25 protein-coding genes and 4 tRNA genes are annotated in these 22,137 nt (G+C 66.8%); 6 read left to right on the top strand and 23 right to left on the bottom strand.

Translation table 11 applies throughout. The annotated features are described in order from the left end of the window. Positions 1-28: 28 nt before the first annotated feature. From M3G03_RS05550 to M3G03_RS05645, 20 genes are all read right to left on the bottom strand, one after another. Complete coding sequence (locus tag M3G03_RS05550; protein ID WP_259808696.1) at positions 29-1,270, bottom strand: YhjD/YihY/BrkB family envelope integrity protein; 1,242 nt, start codon at positions 1,268-1,270, stop codon at positions 29-31. Between the two features lie 48 nt (positions 1,271-1,318). After that, positions 1,319-1,903, bottom strand: coding sequence for a MerR family transcriptional regulator (locus tag M3G03_RS05555; protein ID WP_259808846.1), 585 nt, complete (start codon positions 1,901-1,903; stop codon positions 1,319-1,321). Positions 1,904-2,107: 204 nt separating this feature from the next. Beyond that, a complete protein-coding gene (locus M3G03_RS05560; RefSeq protein ID WP_259808697.1) occupies positions 2,108-2,569 on the bottom strand; it encodes a bifunctional nuclease family protein in 462 nt (153 codons plus the stop codon). A gap of 19 nt (positions 2,570-2,588) precedes the next feature. Further along, positions 2,589-3,290 (bottom strand): MerR family transcriptional regulator, encoded by a 702-nt coding sequence (locus tag M3G03_RS05565; RefSeq protein ID WP_259808698.1) that lies wholly within the window; start codon positions 3,288-3,290, stop codon positions 2,589-2,591. After that, positions 3,290-3,787, bottom strand: coding sequence for an FHA domain-containing protein (locus M3G03_RS05570; RefSeq protein WP_259808847.1), 498 nt, complete (start codon positions 3,785-3,787; stop codon positions 3,290-3,292). Before M3G03_RS05570 ends, M3G03_RS05565 begins: the two co-directional genes overlap by 1 nt. Positions 3,788-3,899: 112 nt before the next feature. Next, complete coding sequence (locus tag M3G03_RS05575; protein WP_259808699.1) at positions 3,900-4,310, bottom strand: glycine cleavage system protein H; 411 nt, start codon at positions 4,308-4,310, stop codon at positions 3,900-3,902. A 73-nt stretch (positions 4,311-4,383) separates the two neighbouring features. Then, positions 4,384-5,109: a DUF881 domain-containing protein gene (locus M3G03_RS05580; RefSeq protein WP_259808700.1), complete on the bottom strand. Its 726-nt coding sequence runs from the start codon at positions 5,107-5,109 to the stop codon at positions 4,384-4,386. Next, the gene (locus M3G03_RS05585; RefSeq protein WP_259808701.1) at positions 5,102-5,434 is read right to left on the bottom strand and encodes a small basic family protein; all 333 of its coding nucleotides are present in this window, start codon (positions 5,432-5,434) and stop codon (positions 5,102-5,104) included. Before M3G03_RS05585 ends, M3G03_RS05580 begins: the two co-directional genes overlap by 8 nt. Next, positions 5,431-6,228: a DUF881 domain-containing protein gene (locus M3G03_RS05590; RefSeq protein WP_259808702.1), complete on the bottom strand. Its 798-nt coding sequence runs from the start codon at positions 6,226-6,228 to the stop codon at positions 5,431-5,433. Before M3G03_RS05590 ends, M3G03_RS05585 begins: the two co-directional genes overlap by 4 nt. A 10-nt stretch (positions 6,229-6,238) precedes the next feature. Then, a complete protein-coding gene (locus tag M3G03_RS05595; RefSeq protein WP_259808703.1) occupies positions 6,239-6,835 on the bottom strand; it encodes a CDP-alcohol phosphatidyltransferase family protein in 597 nt (198 codons plus the stop codon). Positions 6,836-6,845: 10 nt separating this feature from the next. Beyond that, on the bottom strand, positions 6,846-7,970 hold the full coding sequence (locus M3G03_RS05600; protein ID WP_259808704.1) for a glycosyltransferase family 4 protein: 1,125 nt from the start codon (positions 7,968-7,970) through the stop codon (positions 6,846-6,848). After that, positions 7,967-8,845 (bottom strand): hypothetical protein, encoded by an 879-nt coding sequence (locus tag M3G03_RS05605; RefSeq protein WP_259808705.1) that lies wholly within the window; start codon positions 8,843-8,845, stop codon positions 7,967-7,969. The genes M3G03_RS05600 and M3G03_RS05605 overlap by 4 nt, the downstream gene beginning before the upstream one ends. After that, a complete protein-coding gene (gene pgsA / locus M3G03_RS05610) occupies positions 8,832-9,515 on the bottom strand; it encodes a phosphatidylinositol phosphate synthase (protein WP_259808706.1) in 684 nt (227 codons plus the stop codon). Before pgsA ends, M3G03_RS05605 begins: the two co-directional genes overlap by 14 nt. After that, positions 9,508-10,092, bottom strand: a complete 585-nt coding sequence (locus M3G03_RS05615) for an HIT domain-containing protein (protein ID WP_259808707.1) — start codon at positions 10,090-10,092, stop codon at positions 9,508-9,510. The genes pgsA and M3G03_RS05615 overlap by 8 nt, the downstream gene beginning before the upstream one ends. Beyond that, entirely contained in the window at positions 10,085-12,121 is a 2,037-nt protein-coding gene (thrS, locus tag M3G03_RS05620; RefSeq protein WP_259808708.1) for a threonine--tRNA ligase, read from the bottom strand. Before thrS ends, M3G03_RS05615 begins: the two co-directional genes overlap by 8 nt. 101 nt (positions 12,122-12,222) lie before the next feature. Next, positions 12,223-12,987 (bottom strand): glyoxalase/bleomycin resistance/extradiol dioxygenase family protein, encoded by a 765-nt coding sequence (locus M3G03_RS05625; protein WP_259808709.1) that lies wholly within the window; start codon positions 12,985-12,987, stop codon positions 12,223-12,225. Then, positions 12,984-13,142: a CopG family transcriptional regulator gene (locus tag M3G03_RS05630; protein WP_259808710.1), complete on the bottom strand. Its 159-nt coding sequence runs from the start codon at positions 13,140-13,142 to the stop codon at positions 12,984-12,986. The genes M3G03_RS05625 and M3G03_RS05630 overlap by 4 nt, the downstream gene beginning before the upstream one ends. Before the next feature lie 314 nt (positions 13,143-13,456). Beyond that, a tRNA-Val gene (locus tag M3G03_RS05635) sits at positions 13,457-13,532 on the bottom strand. A gap of 1 nt (position 13,533) precedes the next feature. Continuing rightward, a tRNA-Cys gene (locus tag M3G03_RS05640) sits at positions 13,534-13,604 on the bottom strand. Positions 13,605-13,649: 45 nt separating this feature from the next. Continuing rightward, positions 13,650-13,722: transfer RNA gene (locus tag M3G03_RS05645), tRNA-Gly, on the bottom strand. 323 nt (positions 13,723-14,045) lie between these two features. Here M3G03_RS05645 and M3G03_RS05650 point away from each other — a divergent pair. From M3G03_RS05650 to M3G03_RS05660, 3 genes are all read left to right on the top strand, one after another. Continuing rightward, positions 14,046-14,120 (top strand) — tRNA-Val (locus M3G03_RS05650). Positions 14,121-14,313: 193 nt separating this feature from the next. Further along, positions 14,314-15,288, top strand: coding sequence for a YihY/virulence factor BrkB family protein (locus tag M3G03_RS05655; RefSeq protein ID WP_259808711.1), 975 nt, complete (start codon positions 14,314-14,316; stop codon positions 15,286-15,288). A gap of 135 nt (positions 15,289-15,423) precedes the next feature. Next, entirely contained in the window at positions 15,424-16,221 is a 798-nt protein-coding gene (locus M3G03_RS05660; protein ID WP_259808712.1) for a sirohydrochlorin chelatase, read from the top strand. Positions 16,222-16,231: 10 nt separating this feature from the next. Here M3G03_RS05660 and M3G03_RS05665 read toward each other — a convergent pair whose 3' ends face one another. Then, the gene (locus M3G03_RS05665) at positions 16,232-17,152 is read right to left on the bottom strand and encodes a PPK2 family polyphosphate kinase (protein ID WP_259808713.1); all 921 of its coding nucleotides are present in this window, start codon (positions 17,150-17,152) and stop codon (positions 16,232-16,234) included. Between the two features lie 102 nt (positions 17,153-17,254). On the opposite strand from M3G03_RS05665, the gene msrB reads away from it, so the two are divergent. From msrB to M3G03_RS05680, 3 genes are all read left to right on the top strand, one after another. Next, positions 17,255-17,677, top strand: a complete 423-nt coding sequence (gene msrB / locus M3G03_RS05670) for a peptide-methionine (R)-S-oxide reductase MsrB (protein WP_259808714.1) — start codon at positions 17,255-17,257, stop codon at positions 17,675-17,677. Positions 17,678-17,752: 75 nt separating this feature from the next. Further along, positions 17,753-18,346, top strand: coding sequence for a DUF3000 domain-containing protein (locus M3G03_RS05675; protein WP_259808715.1), 594 nt, complete (start codon positions 17,753-17,755; stop codon positions 18,344-18,346). Continuing rightward, complete coding sequence (locus M3G03_RS05680) at positions 18,336-19,655, top strand: HRDC domain-containing protein (protein ID WP_259808716.1); 1,320 nt, start codon at positions 18,336-18,338, stop codon at positions 19,653-19,655. Before M3G03_RS05675 ends, M3G03_RS05680 begins: the two co-directional genes overlap by 11 nt. Here M3G03_RS05680 and dxs read toward each other — a convergent pair. Both dxs and M3G03_RS05690 read right to left on the bottom strand, forming a co-directional pair. Next, positions 19,644-21,569 carry a 1-deoxy-D-xylulose-5-phosphate synthase gene (gene dxs / locus M3G03_RS05685; protein WP_259808717.1) on the bottom strand — a complete coding sequence of 642 codons (1,926 nt, stop codon included), beginning with the start codon at positions 21,567-21,569 and terminating at the stop codon, positions 19,644-19,646. The two genes, M3G03_RS05680 and dxs, sit on opposite strands and share 12 nt — an antisense overlap. A gap of 10 nt (positions 21,570-21,579) precedes the next feature. Then, positions 21,580-22,050 (bottom strand): hypothetical protein, encoded by a 471-nt coding sequence (locus M3G03_RS05690; protein ID WP_259808718.1) that lies wholly within the window; start codon positions 22,048-22,050, stop codon positions 21,580-21,582. Positions 22,051-22,137: the final 87 nt, after the last annotated feature.

Here is a 22,137-nt window from a genome sequence, read left to right on the forward strand (position 1 = left end):
CCTGGCAGCCGCTCCCCGGGGGCGGCTGTCAGCGTCTGCGCACCTTGTTCAGGCCGGACGCCACCAGCGCGCCGAGCCCGAGTCCTGTGCCGATGCCGACCGCCCAGCCCGAAGCCATGCCCACCTTGACCGAGCGGGCGGCAACCGGCTCGGACACGCTGCGGCTGGGATCGGGGTGCGGGTACTCCTCGAGTGTGACGATCTTGGGCCGGTAGCGGCCGGCATCTCGCGGCAGCACCGGTTCCGCAGCGGGTCTCTCGTCGGTCTGCCTGTCGGAGGTCACCGACGAGCCGGACTTCTCCTCCCTTTCCTCGTCCGCAAGGCGCCAGTGGTCGGGGGCGGTCTCGGCCAACGGATCGTCTCGCAGCGGGTCATCGCAGGCGTTGTGGTGGAAGGCGACGGCCGGCTGGTGCTTGGTGGCGATCCAGGTGGCGACGAGGAGCACTCCCCTGGCGAAGAGGTTCATGACCAGCATCAGCACGATCACCGGTCCGAAGAGGGAGGCAGCCTTGTTGGAACGGAACGCTCCGACCAGGGTGCCAGCACCCACCTGCAGCAGCGCGAAGAAGACTGCGCCGATGAGCGCACCCACCATGGTGACCCGTGTCACCCGGTGTTCCTGGGGGAGGATCCAGAACAGCAACAGGAACAGCAGCCAACTGGCCGCGACCGTGAGCAGGAAGGCCATCAGCCGCAGCAACAGGTGTCCCCCGGGCCAGTGGGCAACATCCAACCAGCGGGCAAGGGTGTCGTTCATCGTCTGGCCCATCACGGTGACGGCCATCGTTCCGAAAACGCCGATCAGTAGCACGAACAGCACGCCCACATTCGCCAATGTCTGGATGACGACGTTCTTCTGGTCCTCCTGGTGCTCAAACTCGGGGCGCCACTGCGCATTGATGGCGCTGCGAAGGTTGCCCACCCACCCCGACCCGGCATAGGCCAAGGAGAGCAGGCCAACGATACCCACGCCACGCCAGTTCACGAGGTAGTCCTCGATCAGGCCGGTGACCTTGCCGCCCGCACCCACGGCACCGAGCTCCGTGTCCAGCCTGCGGGTGATCGAATCCAGCATCTCAGGGTGGAGGGTGGTCACGACCATGCCGAGCGTTGCGAATGCGAACATGAGCAGGGGCACGAGGGCCAGGACCGAGAAATAGGTGATGGCGGCGGCGAACTGGTTGCCCAGCCGGTTGCCGAAGCGGGTCCAGGCTCGCACGAGGTGCGCGATCCAGGGGGTCGCCAGAATGGCGTCCAACTTCTTCTTCACGGGTTCCTCCCAGAGCGACTGCCTACAGGCTATCGACGCCGGGAGGTGTCAGCTGATCTTCTTGCGACGACGACGGGAGAGCTCGTCCTCAGCCTGCTCGGCCGGCGCCTCCTCGGCGCGCTCGCCGGGCAGCTGGGCCAGCGAACCTTCCAGGTCACGCCAGACTCCACCCAGGGCGATGGCGAACATCCCCTGACCGCCATTGAGGAGGTCGATGATCTCGTTGTTGGAGGTGCACTCATAGACCGACACCCCGTCGCTGAGCAGGGTGACCTCGGTGAGGTCGCGCACCCCGCGCTCACGAAGGTGGTCGATCGCGACCCGGATCTGCTGCAGCGAGATGCCCGCGTCCAGCAGTCGCTTGATCACCTTGAGCATGAGGATGTCGCGGAAGGAGTAGAGACGCTGGGTGCCGGAGCCCTCTGCCGAGCGCACCTCGGGCGCCACCAGCCCGGTGCGTGCCCAGTAGTCCAGCTGGCGGTAGGTGATGCCGGCAGCACCGCAGGCCACCGGACCACGGAAGCCCAGGTCCTGGGGCAGTGGGGAGAAGTCTCCGTCGAACAGCGCATCCTGCAGGTCGACCTGAGGACGCCGTGCGTCGGCGTCGTGCAGATTCTCTGCTGCTGCGTTCATCATCTTCCCCTTCTGGAAGTCCTCATCGCCTGCGCCGGTAGGCGCAGTCATGAACCTAGACGTTGGGTGGCGCGGATGCTCACCGGACACGCCGCCGGCGACGCCGGCCTCACTTCAGGACCGCTGAATTTGGTTTTGACTAGGGGCGATGCCAATTCTCCATCACCCGGGGAAGGTGAACTACATCTTGAGGGTTTGCGGGGTTCAGCCCTCGAAATCGTCGGGATTGACGTGGTCCAAGAACTCGCGGAAACGCTCGACATCGTCCTCGGGCTCGGCCTCCTCCAGAATGCCGGCCTCGGCCAGGACCTCCTCGGGGCAGCTGAGGGTCATACCGGACCGCACTGACAGGGCGGCCAGGTCCGAGGGACGCGCCTGAATGACATGACCGTCGACCACCAGTTCGCCGTTGAAGACGCCTTCCTCGACGCTGGTGATGCGTCCCTCCAGGGCCGTGTGCCCGAGCTCGGACAGTAGTTCTGCCATGAGGTCATGGGTCAGCGGGCGCGGCGGTACATGCCCCTCCAGCGCGGTCAGCACCGAACGTGCCTCGGCGTGCCCGACCCAGATCGCCAGCAGACGCGGTCCGTCCTGCTCCCGCAGGAGCAGCATGGGCGAACGCCCTGCCCAGTCCATGGCAACCCTGATCACGTCCAGCTTCGGCATGGACCCAGCCTAGCGCTGCTCACCTCTCCAGCAGGGTGTGCATCATCGCCGCGTGGGCATGAAGGACCAGACGGGTGACCTCGGAGGCAGCCTCGCTTGCGTGGGCGCGCCTGCGCACATAGGGAGCAATGGCCTGCTCCACCAGACCCGCCTCACGCTCAGCGGCCTGCTTGATCGCACGCAGATGGCGCACATCCATGCCGTAGGGAGCCAGCCGTTGGGCCACCACGCAGATCGTGAGCGCCTCACGCCCGTAGTAGTTCGCGCCCCGCTTGGGGGCCACCAGCTGCTGTCGCTCCAGGTCCAGCAGTAGGGCCTCCGAGATCCCGCTCGTGCTCACTAGCTCACGGCGAGTGAGACGGATGGGGGTGTTCTTCGAACGGGTAGGGCCCGAATCAGGTCGGTGCTCAGGGGCGGGCGTGGCGAGGGGGGTCGGTTGCGACGGGGGTGCCTCCAACGTGGGTGGTTCTCCCCCCGCGTCCATGACGTCGAGGTGTTCCTTGATGACCTTCAGTGGAAGGTAGTGGTCGCGCTGGACTCGCAGGATGTAGGCCAGCCTGTCAATGTCCACCTGGGCGTACTTGCGATAGCCGGAGGGGGCCCTTTCAGGGGAGAGCAGACCCTCGCTCTCGAGGAAGCGAATCTTCGAGATCGAGATGTCGGGAAACTCGGGCTTCAGGGTGTTCAGTACCTGCCCGATGCTGCGCATCGGTGGGGGCATCAGCGCAGGCTCGCGTCGCTCACGCAGAAGATCATGCGGAACTTGCCGATCTGCACCTCATCCCCCTGTCGCAGCGGGGTGGTCTGGTCGACCAGAACGCGGTTGACGTAGGTGCCGTTGAGGGAACCGAGGTCCTCTATGGCGAAGCCGCTGTCGGTGCGGATGAAGGAGCAATGATGGCGGGAGACAGTGATGTCGTCGAGGAAAATGTCCGAGCGTGGATGGCGCCCGGCGGTCGAGCGGTCGGTGTCGAGCAGGTACCTCGCGCCAGTGTCCGGGCCACGCTCGACCATCAGCAGGGCATTGTTCGGGGGCAAGTCCTGGATGGCACGCTGCACCTCAGTGGAGACCTCGGAACGAGGTCGGGAGGTGGAGTCCTCGACCACGACGGGGATGGTGCGGGTGGTGTCACCGAGGCGGGTGAGCTTCTCACCGCACTGAGAGCAGAAGTTGCTGCCGACGCCGTTCTGGTGGCCGCAGGCCGGGCAATCAACCATGGTGTTCATCTTCCTCGATGGTCGGAGCAGGCATCCACCTGCAGGGGTTCAGTGTAGTGATCCAATCAAACCGGCAGTCGTGCGGCTCGCGGAAGCCGCGAGACCGTCCGCCTCACTCGTCGGTGGGCAGCCCGGGGCCGACCAGGTCCTCGTAGCTCCCCGCATCCAGCAGTGCGAGAGTGCTGCGGTCAAAGCCCTCGGGGACCTCCACCTCGAAGATCCAACCCGCGTCGTAGGGGTCACTGCGGATCAGGTCAGGCTGCTCGCTCACGGACTGGTTGATCGCTGCCACCACGCCGGACAGGGGCGACACCAGAGGCTCGCTCCCGGTGGGTCCGACCAGCTGGCCGACGTGGTCGCCGCGCAAAATCTCCGAGCCAACCGGGGGCAGGTCGGCGTGGACGACGATGCCGAGCGAGCGCGTCCATTCATCGGTCACCCCCACGCGAACCTGACGTCCATCGTTCAGGCGCAGCCACAGGTGGTCGCGGGTGTAGCTGACGTCGTCAGGAAAGCGGGACACAGGGAGCCTCCTCGGGTGCGGACACTGCCAGACTATCGGTTGGCCCGCCACCCCGCCGGTTCACGGCCTCGCCTCAGGCAGGTTTGGCGTAGCGCGGGTCCACCGGGGTGTGGAGCGCGGTGATGATGAGAAGGTCGCTGGGGGTGATGGTGACGTCGGCCCCCACCTCGGGCGCCTGTGCTTGGGAGACGAGGCCGCCGCGGAATCGGGCACCCTCGGCCAGCGCATGCGGCTCACCGATGACCTTGAGCACGTAGGGGGCCCGGATCGGAGACCCGTCGACGGTGACCTCACCGGGGTCGCCGCCGAACGCTGAGGACGCGACGATGCGAACTCCGTTGAGCTCCATCACCTCGGCGCCGGCATCGCGCATCTCCTCCACCGCGTCCAGCAGGAGTTGGGCGGTGACAGCGTTCTTCGGATCGGTGATGCGGATGGTGATGCCGGGCCCCTGCGCGGGCGCGGTACCTCCCAGGATTGCGAGTTCCTGAATGCGCTTCCTGGCCTGTTCCTGGGCGAGTCGCTCGCTGGCGGCACCGGAGCGCAGCTGGCGACGTTGTTCGGATTGCTCGTCAATCTCGCGCCGAAGCTCGTTGTTGTTGGTGTTCAGCTGGTCGAGGAGGGCGATCAGTTCATCCCGTCGCAGGGCGCTGTAGGTCTGGTCCTCGCGGTTGGCGCGCATCTGCCAGACCGCCGCCATGCTGACCAGGCAGAGGATGACTGCGATGACCCCCTGGGCCCGGTTCGGCGTCAGGAAGGCCTTGAGGACCTCGCCGGGGCTCCGCCGCTGCTCAGGCATGGAGGATCGCCCGTCGAATCGCCGCAGCATTGTTGAAGATCCTGATCCCGAGAACGACCACTACGCCGGTGGATAGCTGCCCCCCGACCCCGATCTGGTCACCGATCCACACGATCAGCGCTGCGATGAGGACATTGCTGAAGAAGGAGACGACGAAGACCCGGTCGGCAAATGTCCCCTCGAGGTAGGCCCGAGCGGCGCCGAAGAGGGCGTCAAGTGCAGCAATGATCATGATCGGTAGGTAGGGCGCCAGGAAGGCAGGCAGGGTGGGTTCAAGGACCAGGCCCAACAGGATGCCCAGCGCCAGTCCCACAACGGCAATCATGGATGGGGCCTCGCCTTCCGGACGCCCAGGCCGGGGTCAGCCTGGAGGGTGATCGACGTGGACGTCGTGATGTCGTAGCGCATGCCGAAGTTCTGCTTCAGGTAGACCCACCACCTCCCGCCGCTGTTGGCGGTCAGCCGGCCCGGGAGGGCCTTCGGGTTGCCGATGGCCTCCACCACGTACGGGCGCGTCAAGGAGGTGTAGTCCACGGTGATGGCGCGTCCGGCGCCACGGATGGCCGTGCGTGCGCTGAGGCGGTGACCGTTGATGGCGATGGCCTCTGCCCCGGCCAGCCAGAGCCCATTGACCAGAATGCGCAGGTCCTGGTCGAGCACCTCGGCATCGGCGCCGTCGAGGGTCGTGGAGTCATCCACGGTGACCACCACTCCCGGGCCAGTCACTGCCGCCGCAGCGGTCTGGGCGGCCTGCCGGGACAGTTCAGCCGCTGGCGTGGAGTCCTTGCCGAGCGCCTGTGCCTGCAGCTTTTCCACGTCCCCCTCGACCTCGGCGAGTTGGCGACGCAACTGCTCGTTCTCCTCGCGCAGTCCTTTCACCTGATCGATGAGGGCCGCGCGTTCACGAGCTTGCGCGGGCTGGTCCCGGGTGTCGGTGACCGCCGCAATCGCGAGCATGGCGCCGGCCACCAGCAAGGTCACCAGCATCAGGACGCGGGAGCGGCGAGGGGGAACCCCTTGGGAATGGGCGTGGGCATAGCCCGGGTCGAGACTGGTCTCGACCAGGTCGCTCAACAGCGACATGCTGTCCGGCCTGGTGCCGGGTCTGGGGCTGGGCATGGCGGCCAGTCTAGGTCTGGGTCGGGGGCAGAGGCTCTCGGAGGATGTGGGTCCCCTGGCGCAGGTACATCACACCAGCTGTCCAGTAGAGGGCCGTTCCCACGATCGCGAATCCCCAACCCAGCCATAGACAGGCCACGCGCCACACCTGCTCCCCGCCGGCCCCCAGCAGGACGAGCGGAAAGGCGTAGAGCAGACTGAACGTCGCGGCTTTGCCCACGAAGTTCACCGGTAGGCCCGTGACGCCTCGACGCTTCAGGGCTGACATCATCACCGCCAGGACCAGGTCACGCGCCACCAGGATCGCGAGGAGAGCCCAGGGGACAATGTCACGCAGCACCAGAGCCAGAACGATGGTGAGGATGTAGAGCCGGTCCGCGATCGGGTCGAGCAGCTGCCCCACACGGGAGGTCTGGTGCCATCGACGGGCCAGGAAGCCATCGACCCAGTCCGTCGCCCCGGCCACGGCCAGCAGGACGACGGCCCAGACGTCCGCGCGGGCGCCGACCACCAGCCAGAAGAAGACGGGAACCCCCAGCAGCCGCAGGAATGACAGCATGTTGGGCAGGGTGAGCACCCGGTCGGTGTCATACGGCTGGACTGTCATGTCCTCAACACTATGTCGTTCTCACAGCGGCATAGACCTCGGCCACGCGCGGGCCGATCACCGACCAGTCGAAGGTGGCCGCATGATGGCGTGCTCGCCGTCTCCGTTCCGGATCCGGATGGCTCAACGTCGCAATGACCTGGGCCGCAAGGTCAACGGGGTCACCCACCCGAGCCAGGCTGCCCACCAGCTCACCGTCGGCGTCCGTCATCACCTCCCGGAAGGCCGCCAGATCGCTGGCAACCACATCGGCGCCTGCCGACAACGCCTCCACGATGACGATCCCGAAGCTCTCGCGGCCGGTGTGGGGCGCCACGTAGACGTCGCTCTGCGCCAACAGCTGGTCCCGCTCCGGGTCACTGAGGTAGCCGACGAAGCGGACCCCGGGCAGTGAGCGAGCAGCCCCCTCCCCCACCACGACAAAGTCCGCCCGAGGGTACCGGGCGCGCAGGAGCGGGAGGGCCTCGACGAACACCTCGAAGCCCTTCCGCGGCTCGTCATAGCGACCCACGAAGGTGATCCGGGGTTGGGCTCCCCCGCGCCAGGTCGTCCGGCGGAGATCGGCGGGTTCATCGACCAGATGGATCCCATTGCCGATCACCTGCGGGTCGAGCCCGACGTGGTCCCTCACCACCTGCCGGGCCACTGAGGACACCGCGATGCCCCGGTCGATTCCGGCGATCGTCTCCGGCAGCAGGCGCTGGGCCAGGGCCATCGTGCGCGACCCGGGGGTGGCGGTGTGAAAAGTCGCCACCACGGGAATGTCGTGCTGGGCCCACACACTCAGGAGCGAGACGCTGGGCGTGATGGGTTCGTGGACGTGCAGCACGTCGGGCATGCACTGCCTCAGCCAGCGGCGAACGCGGCGGGATTCCAACCAGCCGAAGTTCACTCGGGCCACTGATCCGTTGTACGGGACCGGGATCGCTGGACCAGCCGAGGTGAATTCGCTCCCATCCAGCCCGTTGCGTTCCAGGGCCTCGCGGTCAGGACGCCCCGGACCCATCAGGTGGACGCGATGTCCTTGGGACTTCAGCCATCCCCCGACCCCCAGAACGTGGTTCTGTACACCGCCGGGGTGGGCGAAGGAATAGGGACAGACCAGCCCGATGCTGGGAGGGGAAGCCGACCTCACGATGCTGACTCCGGGCGTCCGAAGAAGGGACGGAACATGTGCCAGTCGACTGGCCTTTCGCGCAGCTGGGCCGCGAAGAAGTCGCACAACTGTTGGGTCATGTCGGCTGCCTGTTCGCGGCGATCCGCATCCGGGTTGCGGGGCGTGATGGGCTCACCGATCCGCAGGCGCATCCTGCGTCCCTCGTAGGTGGAGACGACGCCCAGGAGAGCCGCACCGGAGCGCAGCGCCACCTCAGCAGGGCCAGGCGGCATGGTGGCTGGCAACGGCCCGCGGGCCGTCGACCAGGTCACCGGGAGGCCGTGGCGGGAGAAGTCCCGATCGGCGAGCAGGCAGACGGTGCGTCCCTGCCTGGCGTCGTGGATCAACTTGGCGATCGCGCGCGGGTCGGCGTGTGAATGGATGCGCATCCCCAACGCCTCCCGCAGGTCCAGGAAGAAGCGGTACTCCTCGCCGACCAGTTGCTCGGCCACGCTGGAGACCGCCAGCCCGTTGGCGCAGGCCCAGGCGCCGGCCATGTCCCAGGACCCGGAGTGCGGGAGCGCGATCACTGCGCCGGATTCCGCGGCGGTGGCCAGGAGTCGTCGTTCCTGGGCGGGGTCGATGAGGACTGTGCGATTGACGCGGGCGGCGCCCCACCGGGGGACCTGTAGGGTTTCGATCCAGTTGCGTGCCCACGACATGATCGCCCGGACGGTGTCACGGCGCGAGGGGGTCGAACCGGTGAGAGTTGCGGCATTGACCTGCCAGTCGCGCACCCGGCGCGGCGGTCGCAGGCTGGCGCCGGCGGCCACGAGCCAGACCAGCGGACGCCAGCAGCTCCATGGCACTCTCGCCACCACCGCGAGAGCGGCCGAGCGGTCAGACGGTGCCATCGGCGCGGGGCGATTCGGGACGCGCGGCCTGGGCGTTGAAGGAGGTCGGCGCCGGGGACTGGCGGTGAACCTGGGCCATCCGCTGGCCCACTGTGACGAGGCCGGCGAAGACCAGCCAGCACAGCGCCACGGGAAGGGCCCAGTGCAGGACCTCCGGAACATGCCCGGAGCGTGCCAGTCCGGTCAGGAGGGTACCCAGGAAGAGCACCAGGATGCGGTCGGCGCGTGCGGCCAGGCCACCCCTCACGGTCATGCCCAGAGCCTCCCCGCGGGCCTTGACATAGCTGGTGACCTGACCGCAGACCAGTGCACCCAGGGCCATGGCGCTCCAGAACACCGAGTCGCCCGGGCCGGCGTAGTACAGCGCCACACCGCCGAAGAGGGCACCATCGCCGAACCGGTCAAGGCTGGAGTCGAGGAAGGCTCCCCAGGTGGACTTGCGGTCCATCATGCGTGCCATCTGGCCGTCGAGGCCGTCGCTGAAGATGAACAGTGTGATGAGCAGGGTCCCCTGCCACAACCAGCCCTGGGGGAAGAAGACGAAGGCAAGGGCAATGGTGATCAGCGTTCCCGCCCACGTGACGGCATCCGGGTGGACGCCGAGCTTGAGGAGCAGTCGTGCCGGCGGGGTCATCGCGGCCGCCCACCCGGCACGGAACTTTTCAAGCATTCGCAGAGGCCTCCTGGCTGGTGCTGGTGACCCAACCCTCGCTGAGTAGTTGACGCGCGTCCTCGAGGAGCTGCGGCAGCGCCCGGGTCTGGGCGATGATCGGCAGGAAGTTCGAGTCGCCCTGGAAGCGCGGCACCACATGCTGGTGCAGGTGTGCGGCGATACCCGCGCCGGCGACCGCGCCCTGGTTCATGCCCAGGTTGAAGCCGGCCGGCCGCGAAATTGAGCGCAGCGTCGTCATCGCCTGCTGGGTGAGGCGTGCCAGTTCGGCGGTCTCCTCCGGTGTCAGCTCGGTGTAGTCGGCGACATGGCGGTAGGGGCAGACCAGCAGGTGTCCTGGCGAGTAGGGGTAGAGGTTCATCACCACGAAGCAGTGTTCTCCCCTGCGCACGACCAGACCTCCGGCGTCCTCGCCGCCGGGGGCGCGGCAGAAGGGGCACTGCTCCCCCTGCTCGGCGTCCTTCGGCTTGTTCTCGCCCTTGATGTAGACCATCCGGTGCGGGGTCCACAGTCGCTGGAAGGCGTCGGGCACGCCGGGCAGGTCGCCGGGCTGCTCGACCTGGAGCTCGTCACTCATGGCTGGCGCTACCCGCCTCGGCTGTCGGCTCGTCATTGCGACGGGACCGGACCCACTCGACGATCTCGGTAACCGCCTCGTCGACCGGGACGCCATTGCGCTGGGAGCCGTCGCGGAAACGGAACGAGACGGCGTTGGCGTCCCGGTCCTCACCGCCAGCGATCAGCATGAAGGGAACCTTCAGCTTCTGGGCGTTGCGAATCTTCTTGCCGAAGCGGTCGTCGGACTGGTCGATCTCGACGCGGATGCCGTGGGCGCGCAGCTTGGCGGCGACCATCTCGAGGTGCTCGTTGAACTCCTCAGCGACGGGGATTCCCAGCACCTGCGTGGGTGCCAGCCAGGCCGGGAAGGCGCCGGCGTAGTGCTCGGTGAGCACCCCGAAGAACCGCTCGATGGACCCGAAGAGGGCTCGGTGGATCATCACCGGTCGCTGCCGGGTGCCGTCCGGGGCGGTGTACTCCAGCTGGAAGCGCTCGGGCAGGTTGAAGTCGAGCTGGATGGTCGACATCTGCCAGGTGCGGCCAATGGCGTCCTTGGCCTGCACCGAGATCTTGGGGCCGTAGAAGGCGGCGCCGCCCGGGTCAGGAACGAGCTGTAGACCAGAACTGGTGGCGACCTCGCGGAGGACCTCGGTGGCCTCCTCCCAGGTCGCGTCGTCACCAACCGACTTCTCCGGATTGCGGGTGGAGAGTTCAAGGTAGAAGTCGTCCAAACCGTAGTCCTTCAGCAGGTCCAGGACGAAGGTGAGCAGGCGGGCCAGTTCGTCGCGCATCTGCTCGCGGGTGCAGTAGATGTGGGCGTCGTCCTGGGTGAAGCCGCGGGCGCGGGTGAGACCGTGGACGACACCGGACTTCTCGTAGCGGTACACGGTGCCGAACTCGAACAGTCGCAGCGGCAGTTCGCGGTAGGAGCGTCCGCGTGAGGCGAAGATCAAGTTGTGCATCGGGCAGTTCATGGGCTTCATGTAGTAGTCGGCGCCCTGACGGGTGACATTGCCCTGGGCGTCGACCTCCTCGTCCATGTGCATGGGCGGGTACATGCCCTCGGCGTACCAGTCGAGGTGGCCGGAGACCTCGTAGAGCTTCGACTTGGTCAGATGCGGGGTGGTGACGAAGGAATAGCCATTGGCCACGTGCTGGGCGCGGCTGTACTCCTCCATCTCCATGCGGATCATGGCGCCCTTGGGGTGGAAGACGGGCAGGCCGGAGCCGATCTCGTCGGGGAAGCTGAACAGGTCTAACTCGGCGCCGAGCTTGCGGTGGTCGCGCTTGGCCGCTTCCTCCAGTCGGGTGAGGTGGGCCTGCAGGTCCTCCTTGGTGGCCCAGGCGGTGCCGTAGACACGTTGCAGCGAGGCATTGCGCTGGTCGCCGCGCCAGTAGGCTGCAGAGCTGCGCATCAGGGTGACGGCGCTGATGTAGCCGGTGTGGGGGACGTGGGGGCCGCGGCAGAGGTCCTTCCAGGCGACCTCACCATTGCGGCGGACGTTGTCGTAGATGGTCAGTTCTCCAGCGCCGACCTCCACCGAACTGCCGTCGTCATCGGAGGCCGAACCCTTGTCGGCAACCAGTTCGAGCTTGAAGGGCTCGCCGGCGAGTTCCTCGCGGGCCTCCTCCTCGGTGACGACTCGCCGCACGAAGCGCTGCCGCTCCTTGATGATGCGGCCCATCTGCTTCTCAATCGTCTTCAGGTCCTCCGGGGTGAGCGGGGAAACCTGGAAGTCGTAGTAGAAGCCGTCGATGATGGGCGGGCCGATCCCGAGCTTGGCCTCGGCAAAGAGGCTCTGCAGGGCTTGGGCGGTGACGTGCCCGGCCGAGTGGCGCAGGATCGACAGGCCCTCGGCGCTGGTGACCTCGATCGGTTCGATGACGTCGCCATCGGCGAGCTCGCGGGCCAGGTCGCGGGACTCGCCGTTGACGCGCATGGCGACGATGGAGCGATCCTCCCCAAAGAGGTCGAGCCCGGTGGTGGTGGTCTCGACCGCCTGCTGCCTGGTTTCACCTGCGCGGACGACGGAGACTGTGATGCTCACCGGGGGTTCCTCTCTGTGCGGGCCATGGGACAGGCCACCCCACATTCTGCCCCACCCCCCGCGGGCGTGGCGAACGCCCCGGGTGGGAGGCTCGAGGCTGTTCAGCGGACGCGGTGGACCTGGACCTCGCAGCCGTCGGGGTCGACAACCGTGACCTGGGTGAGGAACTCGTCCTGCACGAGGGCGGCCTGGTAGCCGGCGGCGGTGAGGCGGTCCCGCACCTGCTCCAACGGGGTGGCGGTCTCGAAGGCAAGGTGGACGACGGGGTTCTCCCCCACCGGGTTCTCCTTGGCGGGGGCGGTGATGGGTTCGCCCGAGGGCTTGTGGAGGCCGATCGTGCCGGAGGTGGCCGAGGCAACCAGCGGCGTCCACCACTCGTCGGCAGCGGGCCGCGGGGAGAAACCGAAGGGCGCGAAGAAGGCCGCGTCTGCGGCGAAGTCGGGGCTGTAGCGGACAGCGCAGACCGTCATGTCGGAGGCCTCCTGCGGGGAAGTTGGCTCGGCATAGCCGTGAAGGTCCTGCATCTCCTCATTGACCCAGATGCCGCCACCGAAGGGATCGGTGATGCCACCCTGGCGACCATAGGACTCATCCCAGACGGTCAGTTCCACGCCATTGGTGCGCATCTTGTCAGCGGCTGAGTCCACCGATTCAGTCAACAGGACCAGCTGGGTCTGACCCGGGGTGGCACCCGTGGTGGACCCGGCGGAATGGTGGACTGCGACGGCGCCGGCGCGTCCCTCGAGCAGTGCCCAGCTGCGACCATCGGCGGCGGTGGTGCGGACCCGGAGACCGAGTGCCTGCAGGAAGTCGATCATGGCGCCAGGGTCATTGCTGAAGCGGTAGGGGTTGACGCGGAAGCTCATTTCACTGCCCTTTCCAGGTAGTCGCGCAGGGCCTGCTCCACGAGTGCGGAGAGGCTGGTGTTCTCGTCGATGGAGCGGTGCTTGACCTCGCGCACCAGGTCTGGTGGGAGGTACACGTTGAACTGGACCTTCTTGGTCTTCTCGTCCGTGGCCATGCACGCATGCTAGCACACTAGTTTCCGTGTTCGCTAGCGATCGTGCACTAGATCCTTCCGTGTGGAGTTCACCAGTCTTAGTCCTGACGCAGTGGCCTGCCATCGCGGGCGGGAGGGCCATGCATGTCGCGCCCCCGGCCAGCTGGCCAGCCGACCCCCGCGGCCTCACCGCCGATGGACCGCGACTGGACCTGATGAGGCGCACATCCCTCAACGTCCGCCTCAGAGCTTTTCCGGCAGCCATGGGAGGGGAACGCTCGCTGGGCCGACAACGAAAAAACCCCGGCTCATGTGAACCGGGGCTTTCAGACTCCTGGTGGGCGGTACCAGACTTGAACTGATGACCTCTTCCGTGTCAGGGAAGCGCGCTACCAACTGCGCCAACCGCCCGAGGTGGAGACGGGATTTGAACCCGTGTACACGGATTTGCAGTCCGTTGCCTCGCCTCTCGGCCACTCCACCAAGGAGAAATGACCTCGAGCCATGGACTGGGCTGAGACCCTTCCGAGCGGACGACGAGATTCGAACTCGCGACCCTCACCTTGGCAAGGTGATGCTCTACCAACTGAGCCACGTCCGCATGCCCTGTGCCGTTCTGCCTTGCGGCTTCCCGTTTTCGGGGCGTTGAAAACCATAGCCCAGCCCTGAACCAGGATGCAAATCAGGGTGCCCGTGAGCGCATTTCCCCTTGTCAACGAGTTGCTATTGGTGACCAACTAGCGGGAGCGCACGTCGTGACCTGACCGCCCCAGCCTCGGAGCCCCATTACCCAAATCGGCACCGGCTCTGCACACTCGGACCAGCGACGTCGCCGGTCCGAGTTCAAAATTACGGCGCGTAGTAGCAAGAGGGGACGTCGAGTTGGCGCGCCCATCTGGCCTGCGGTAGAGTGTTCCCTCGCACGGTCGTTTGGCGCAGTGGTAGCGCGCTTCGTTCACACCGAAGAGGTCACTGGTTCGAACCCAGTAACGACCACCACGTGACACCGGCTTTGACCACGGGGAGTACTCGGGCCGGTTTCCTGATTCCGGGCATTCTCCGTGCAATCGCTGGGCCACCGCCGCATCAGCCTTCACAGTTCCCCCGGAGCGCCATCAGGTGATCAGCAGGGTTGCATGCGACCCTTGGGCATGAGGTTTCTTCCTCCACCTCAGTCCAGGAGATTGTCCCCATGCTCACCGGGACCGTTGTTGCCATGCATCCTGCCGTGAAGCGCCGCGTCCACCCAGACAACGATGCCCTCACGCTGCCCTCGAAGCTCGCCAAAGTTGTCTGGAGGACCATCCAAGCCGGGATGCGCTATCGGGTGACCGGCCTTGCCGCAGAATCGGCCTTCTTCCTGGTCCTCTCGCTTCCTCCTCTGCTCTTCGGTGTCGCCGGATCGATCGGCTTCATCGCAAATCGCTTCAGTGGGCAGTCGGTGAGCAACTTCCGCAACCAGATCCTCGAACTTGCCGGCCACGTCCTCAGCCAGCGAACGATCGACGACGTCATCGCCCCGACCCTGGACGACGTTCTCGGGCAGGGTCGCGTGGAGGTCATGTCCATCGGCTTCCTGCTGGCCCTGTGGTCCGGATCCCGCGCGCTCTCGGTCTTCATGGACACGGTCACCATCATGTACGGCCACGGGGGCAGCCGCGGCATCATCCGCCACCGCGCCCTGAGCGTGGGGTTCTACCTGATCCTGCTCACCCTGACCGCCATCGTGGCCCCTCTGGTCCTCGCCGGTCCGGGGCTGCTCACCCGACTGCTCCCCCACGGCCTGGCCGGACTGATGCAGCTCTACTGGCCGGTGGTCCTGATCGGGTCGGTGCTGCTGCTCACCACGGTCTACTCCTTCGCTGTGCCCGCGCGCCGCCGTTGGCGCGCGGAGCTTCCGGGCGCACTGCTCACGCTCGTCATGTGGCTGGTCGGCTCCTGGGCACTGCGCGCCGCCCTGAGCGCCTCCTTCGACTCGAGTTCCCTCTACGGACCTCTCTCGGCCCCCATCACGCTCCTGATGTGGCTCTACCTCAGTTCGCTCTCGGTTCTCATCGGCGCAGCCTTCAATGCGTCGGTCAGTGCGGTCTGGCCCGGGGTGTCGTCTTTGTCACATCGCCAGATTCCCGACCCGCCGGGAACGCCGGACAATTCCGCCTCGGCCTGATCCGGCGGGCGCCGCGACTGTTTGGGAAAGTTCACGATCAGGTCACGGCAACTTGCCGCCCCGGGGTGTCGGCGGAAGGATGTCACCGTCACCCACTCCGATGGTGGGTGTTCGCATCGTGAAAGGGATCCGAGGATGACAGCTCCAACGCTCGTCATGCTCGCTCGCGGCCACCGGGAACCGAACGTCCAGCAGCTCGCGAAGTCCCTGCGCCAGCGTCTGCTTCGGTGGCGCCCCGCGATTTCCTCCCACTTCGCCTTCGTCGACGACGTCAGCGACATCACGGCGCTGGCCGAGCAGCTCCTCGCTCAGGGACGCAACGAGATGGCGTGTGTTCCCCTCGACCTCTCCCGCGCCGTTGAGCCGGACGAAACCACGTGCGCCACCTTGGCGTCCCTGCAGGCTGCGGTGCCCGACATGCGTGTCGGGGTTTCCCGCCCCCTGGGGCCGTCCTCGACCCTCCTCAACGTCCTGGATGAGCGCCTCCGCACCTCGCTGCGAGCAACCAGAACCGTGGAGCTCGATGGGCTGGTGATGTCGCTGCCCCGTTCCGGGGACGTGCGTGGCAACACGCTGGTGTCCCGTCGCGCCCGGCAATGGTCCAATCATCATCGGCTTCCCGTGGTGGTGGCGGTCGCTGACGGTTCGGGCCCAAACGTCGCATCCGCCATCTCCTCGCTGCGTGCTCAGGGACGCCGACACATCGCCGTCGGCAGCTTCTTCATCGCAGAGAACGAGCCCTGGGTCACCCAGGCGGAACTGGCGGTGGCTTCGGGCGCGACCGCCGTCGGCGCCCCCATTGGGCCCGACGACCGGTTGCTCGAACTGGTCATGGCGCGCTACAGCTACGCAGCCATGGAACTGCTGGACATGCCCGAAGTGCAGCTGGGGCCCGACGAGGCTGAAAACCTGAGCCTCGACGAGTCCCTCTGATCGCCGGGCTTCAGGCTTCTCGTTCGGCCTCGGCCTGCAGGGCGTCCAGCTTCTTCTTCTCGGCCTCGACATCGAAATCGGCAGCCGGCCACTCCAGCCCCATGGCCTCGAGGTGCTCCAGCAACAACTGCGCGACGGCCCAGTTGCGATACCACTTGCGGTCCGCAGGGATGACGTACCAGGGCGAGACATCGGTGTTGCAGCGTTCCAGCGCGTCCGCGTACGCCTCCTGGAAAGCGGGCCACTGGGCTCGGTCATCGAGGTCCCCCGGGTTGTACTTCCAGTACTTGTCGGGACGCTCCACACGCTCGCGAAGACGCTCCAACTGCTCCTCGTAGGACACGTTCAGGAAGCACTTGATCAGCGTGATGCCCTTGGCCACGCAGTCGGCCTCGAAGGCGTTGATGCGCTCGTAGCGGCTCTCCCATTCCTCCTGCGGGACCAGGTTATTCACCCGGACCACCAGCACGTCCTCATACTGGGAGCGGTCGAAGACCCCGATGATTCCGGGTGCCGGAAGCTGCTTCTCGATGCGCCAGAGGAAGTCGTGGGCGAGCTCCTCCTTGGTCGGCGCCTTGAAGCTGTGGATGCGGGTGCCCTGGGGATCCACCATCCCGACCGCATGGCGGATCACCCCACCCTTGCCGGAGGTGTCCATGCCCTGAAGCAGGAGCAGGACCCGAGGCGCCGTCTCCGGCTGGGAGCGCCCGCGTGCGAAGATTCGTTCTTGCAGGTCCGAGAGTGGGGCCAACATCTCGTCCGCGATCTTCGCCGCATCCTTCTTGTCCTTGCCCGGGAAGCCGGTCTTCGCGCGCGGGTCGAGTGACCCCATGTTGACCTTCCCCCTGGGGAGGCGCAGCTGGGCGGCCAGTCCCCCTTCGGGAACGACACCTGGGCGCGGTGCGGGTGATGCCTGCTGTGTGGTTGCCATCCAACCATTCTTGCGCAGGAGCCCCGACCCCGTTGGACTTCCCGCGTCCGGATTTCACCCGCTGCGGCACACTGGTGAACAGGCAAGACAGGAGGCAACCCCATGACGGAGAACGCGCCCTTCAAGGTCGTCAAGACCAACGACGAGTGGCGAGCCCAGCTCAATGATCTCGAATACCACGTACTGCGCGAGGCGGGCACCGAGCGACCTTTCACCGGCGAGTACACCGACACCACCACTGAGGGCGTCTACCGATGCCGCGCGTGCAACGCAGAGCTCTTCCGCAGCAATGAGAAGTTCTCCTCCCACTGCGGATGGCCCAGCTTCTTTGCCCCGCTGGCAGAGGAGCGGGTGCGGTATCTGACCGATGACTCCCTGCCCGGGCGACCCCGAGTGGAGGTGCGCTGCGCCACCTGCGATTCCCACCTGGGTCACGTCTTCGAGGGCGAGGGCTATGACACCCCCACCGATCTGCGCTACTGCATCAATTCGGTCTGTCTGACCCTCGAGCCCGCAGAGTCCTGACCCTCCGACCGTGAATCCGGAGCCGCGGCGGCGCGGCTCCGGGATCGGACGGGGCAGGCGGCCTAGGGTTTTCCCGTGACCAATCCTCCCCTGATCCAGCACGGCGCCAGCTTCGGCGACGTACTCCAGGAGTTGCACGACCATCGTTGGCGCCCGGAGGTGCAGGTCACGCAAATCCCCTCCCCACAACGCATCGCACCGCATTCCGCCGCCGTCTCCGCCGAGGTCATCGTCGCGGACGCCGAGGTGGGCAGTGGCCGTCTCGTGCTGCTCCACGACCCGGCCGGCAACGACGCCTGGGAGGGCACCTACCGGCTGGTGAGCTACGCCCGCGCAGATGTTGACCTGGAGATGGTGACCGACCCACTCCTGGCCGAGGTCGGCTGGGGTTGGCTGACCGAAGCGCTGGACCAGCGCGGATGCGCCTACACCGCTGCCTCCGGCACGGTCACCGCCGTCTCCAGCCGCTGCTTCGGCGGCATGGCCACGGAGCCCGATCGGGCGGAGGTTGAGATCCGCGCCTCCTGGACGCCCCTGCTGAGCCAGGGCTCTCGACTCACGGAACACCTCAGCGCGTGGCAGGACCTGCTCTGCATGACCGCCGGCCTGCCGCCCCTGCCCGAGGGCGTCGTCTTCCTGACTTCTCGGGGTTCCCATCGTGCCCGCTGACCCAGGGCAGGATTCCGCTGACGAGGTTGCCGAGCTGCCCGTCCTCAACACGCTGATGGACGGCATGCCGCCCGTCGCTGCCGACGCCGACGCCCTGGCTGAGGCCACTCGTTCCCTGGCCCAGGGAAGCGGTCCGATCGCGGTCGACACCGAACGCGCGCAGGGCTTCCGCTATGGCTCGGAAGCGTGGCTCCTCCAGTTCCGGCGCTCCGGCTCCGGTACCCACCTTGTGGATCCGGCCCCCTTCGTCGACGAGGACGGCCTCGCAAGGTTTCCTGAGCTGAACGAAGCCCTCGCCGGGACCGAGTGGATCATCCACGCCGCTTCCCAGGACCTCCCCTGTCTCCGACTGGCCGGGCTCTACCCCACACGCCTGTTCGACACCGAACTGGCCGGCCGGCTTCTGGGTCTCGATCGTGTGGGCCTGGGAGCGATGGTCGAGCGATACTTCGGCCGGCGGCTCCTCAAGGAGCACTCCGCCGCCAACTGGTCGACCCGCCCGATCCCCCAGGACTGGCTGCTCTACGCGGCCCTCGACGTGGAGCTGCTCATCGGTCTGCGTGACCGTCTGGCCGAAGACCTCCAGGAGGCGGGAAAGCTGGAGTGGGCTGAGCAGGAGTTCGCGCATGTCCTGGAGAGCTTCGCCACCCCCGCCCCTCCCAGGGTCGACCCCTGGCGCAGGACCTCGGGCATCAACGCGGTGAAGTCACCGCTGGGCATGGCGGTGGTGCGTGAACTCTGGGAGGAGCGCGACAGGATCGCCCGTGAACTGGACCTGGCCCCCGGCAAGATCCTGCCCGATCGCGCCATCAGTGAGCTGGCGAGCCCGGTGCGCAAGGGCAGTGCGGTCCCCGGACGGCCACAGCTGCGCGCTGTCGAAGGATTTCGCCCCCGCCAGGCCCAGCGTCGGGAGGGGGCGTGGGTCGAGGCGCTCGCTCGAGTGGAAAGGCTCCCACCTGGGGACCTCCCCCCGGTGCGAGCGCCACGCAGCGCTGATGAGGTGCCGAACCCGCGCTCCTGGGAACGTCATGAGCCGGAGGCCTGGCAGCGCTGGAACCGGGTGCGTCCGGCGCTCAATGCCCTCGCCGAGGAATTGGAGCTGCCTGCCGAGAATCTCATCAGCCCCGACGCCGTACGGCGCATCAGCTACCGGCCCCCGGCCGACGAGAGCCCCGACGCCCTCGACGCCGCCCTGGTCCGGTTGGGCGTGAGGCCTTGGCAGCGAGGGCTGGTCATCGGCACTCTCACCCAGGCACTGTCAGTGGCGGACAGGAATGGTGAAGGCAGAAACCTGGATTCAGCCTTCTGAAGGCTGGTACCGGAAGGCATCATCCTGCGCGAGGCGGGCATGTCGTTCGATGACGGCTCTGGAAATGCCTTGTGGCGTCAGCCCGGTGGCCTCGAGGACTTGGCTGCGCGAGGCATGGTCCAGGAACTCGTCCGGGATGCCGAAATCCATCAGCGGCGTCTCGAGTTGCTGCTGGCGCATGGCCTGGGCCAACTGGTCGCCCGCTCCCCCGACCACGACGTTGTCCTCGATGGTGACCACGAGACGGGACCGGCCCGCCAGTTCCACCAAGGCGGGGTTCACGGGAAGGGTCCACAGCGGGTCAACCACCCGGACACCGATCCCCTGTTCCTGCAGGCGCTCCGCGACGCTCAGGGCCAGCCCAACGAACTGCCCGTAGCCCACGACCAACACCTCGACCTGCTGGCCGCCACGCCGAGGGTGCTCGAACAGCAGGTCGTAGCCGTCTCGGTGTTCAAGAGCCTCGATGGGGTCGGGCAGCTTCTCCTTGGAATAGCGCACCACACTCGGGGCGTCAGTGATGTCGATGGCAGTGCGTAGCGCCTCGACCAGTCGGGGCTGGTCACGCGGCGCAGCCAGGTGCAGGCCGGGCACGATCCCCATGAGCGAGATGTCCCACATGCCGTTGTGGCTGGCGCCGTCGGTGCCGGTGACGCCGGCTCGATCGAGGACGAAGGTGACGCCCTGCTTGTGAAGGGCCACATCCAGCAGCACCTGGTCAAAAGCACGATTGAGGAAGGTGGCGTAGACGGCGACGACGGGGTGCAGACCGGCGGTCGCCATGCCGGCGGCGGAGGTCACGGCGTGCTGTTCGGCAATGCCCACGTCGAAGGTGCGGTCTGGATAGGCTGCCGCGAATCGCGCCAGTCCTGTCGGGTGCAGCATGGCCGCGGTCAACGCCACGACATCGGACCGTTCGGCCCCAATGCGCACCATTTCTTCGGCGAAGGCGTCGGTCCACGTGGCCTGGACCGAGTCGACCAGAGGCTGCCCAGTCACTTCGTCGATCTTTCCCACAGCGTGGAATTGGTCCTCCTCGTGCTCCTCCGCATGGGAGAAGCCCTTTCCCTTGCGGGTGATGCAGTGCACGATCACCGGGCCACCGAACTCGCGAGCACGACGCAGCGCGGTTTCGACCTCCTCCACGTCGTGCCCGTCGATGGGGCCCACGTACTTCAGGCCGAGGTCGCTGAACATTCCTTGCGGTGCCAGGACGTCCTTGATGCCGGTCTTCACCCCGTGCAAGACGTCATAGGTGGGACGCCCCACGATGGGTGCCTTGATCACGCCACGCTTGATCACGCCCAGTGCCTGCTCGTAGCGGCGGTTGGTGCGCAGCGCGGACAGGTGGTTGGCCAAGCCACCCACCGTGGGGGTGTAGGAGCGGCCGTTGTCGTTGACGACGATCACCAACGGCAGCTCGGGGTGGTCAGCGATGTTGTTCAGTGCCTCCCAAGCCATCCCGCCTGTGAGGGCGCCATCACCGACCACGGCCACCACGCTGCGGTCCTGGCCCTGCAGGTGGAAGGCCTGAGCCATGCCCTCAGCCCAGGACAGGGAGGTGCTGGCATGGGAGTTCTCCACCCAGTCATGCTCGGATTCAGCGCGCGAGGGGTAGCCCGACAGGCCACCCTTCTGGCGAAGGCCCCCGAACTGGTCACGACGACCGGTCAGGATCTTGTGCACGTAGCTCTGGTGGCCCGTGTCCCACACGATGGCATCCCGTGGGGAGTCGAAGACCCGGTGGAGCGCGAGGGTCAGTTCGACCACGCCCAGATTCGGGCCGAGGTGACCACCGGTGCGGCTGACGTTGTGGACCAGGAATTGGCGAATCTCGCCTGCCAGCGTCTCCATCTGGGCCCTCGACAGACCACGGAGGTCGGCGGGACTGTCTATGGAGTCGAGCAGAGCCATACGTTCCAGTCTACAGACGGGCGATGAAAATCTTGCCGCGCAACGTCTCCTCCACCAGCATCACTGCTCGACGAAGGCGGGCGAGACGGGCCTCCTCCTGGTGCAGCACCTCCACCGAGTCATCCAGGACCGGCGCGTCGACGTACCCGCCCAGGCTGGATCGCGCCTGCGCGATGCTCTCACGCGCGGCACGGAACTGGCTCTCCACGTGCTGGGCCGCGAACCGAGCCAGCACCACGGGCTGTCGTCGCAGCAGCGGGTAGGCGCGGTAGTCCGGCGGGCAGCAGTCGAGAAGGAAGTTGACGGCTGACTGCTCCCAATCCACCTCGCTGGGTGGCAGCACCTGGTCCGGCCAGCCGGGCGGCGTCCAGGAACGATTGTGCTCTGCCACGGGTTTGCTGCGCTGCCCGTACTGGGTGCGGCCCCCGGAGGCATTCCACTCCCGACGGAACCTGGGGCTGGTGGCGGGTAGTGCGGTCATGCTCGTCCCCCTTCGAGTAGTGATGGCCGGCATCCCCGGCACATCATCGAACATGTGTTCCAATGTACTCGATAGCTCCTCAGCCGT

This window comes from Aestuariimicrobium sp. p3-SID1156, from assembly GCF_025144225.1.
Classification (GTDB): Bacteria; Actinomycetota; Actinomycetes; order Propionibacteriales; family Propionibacteriaceae; genus Aestuariimicrobium.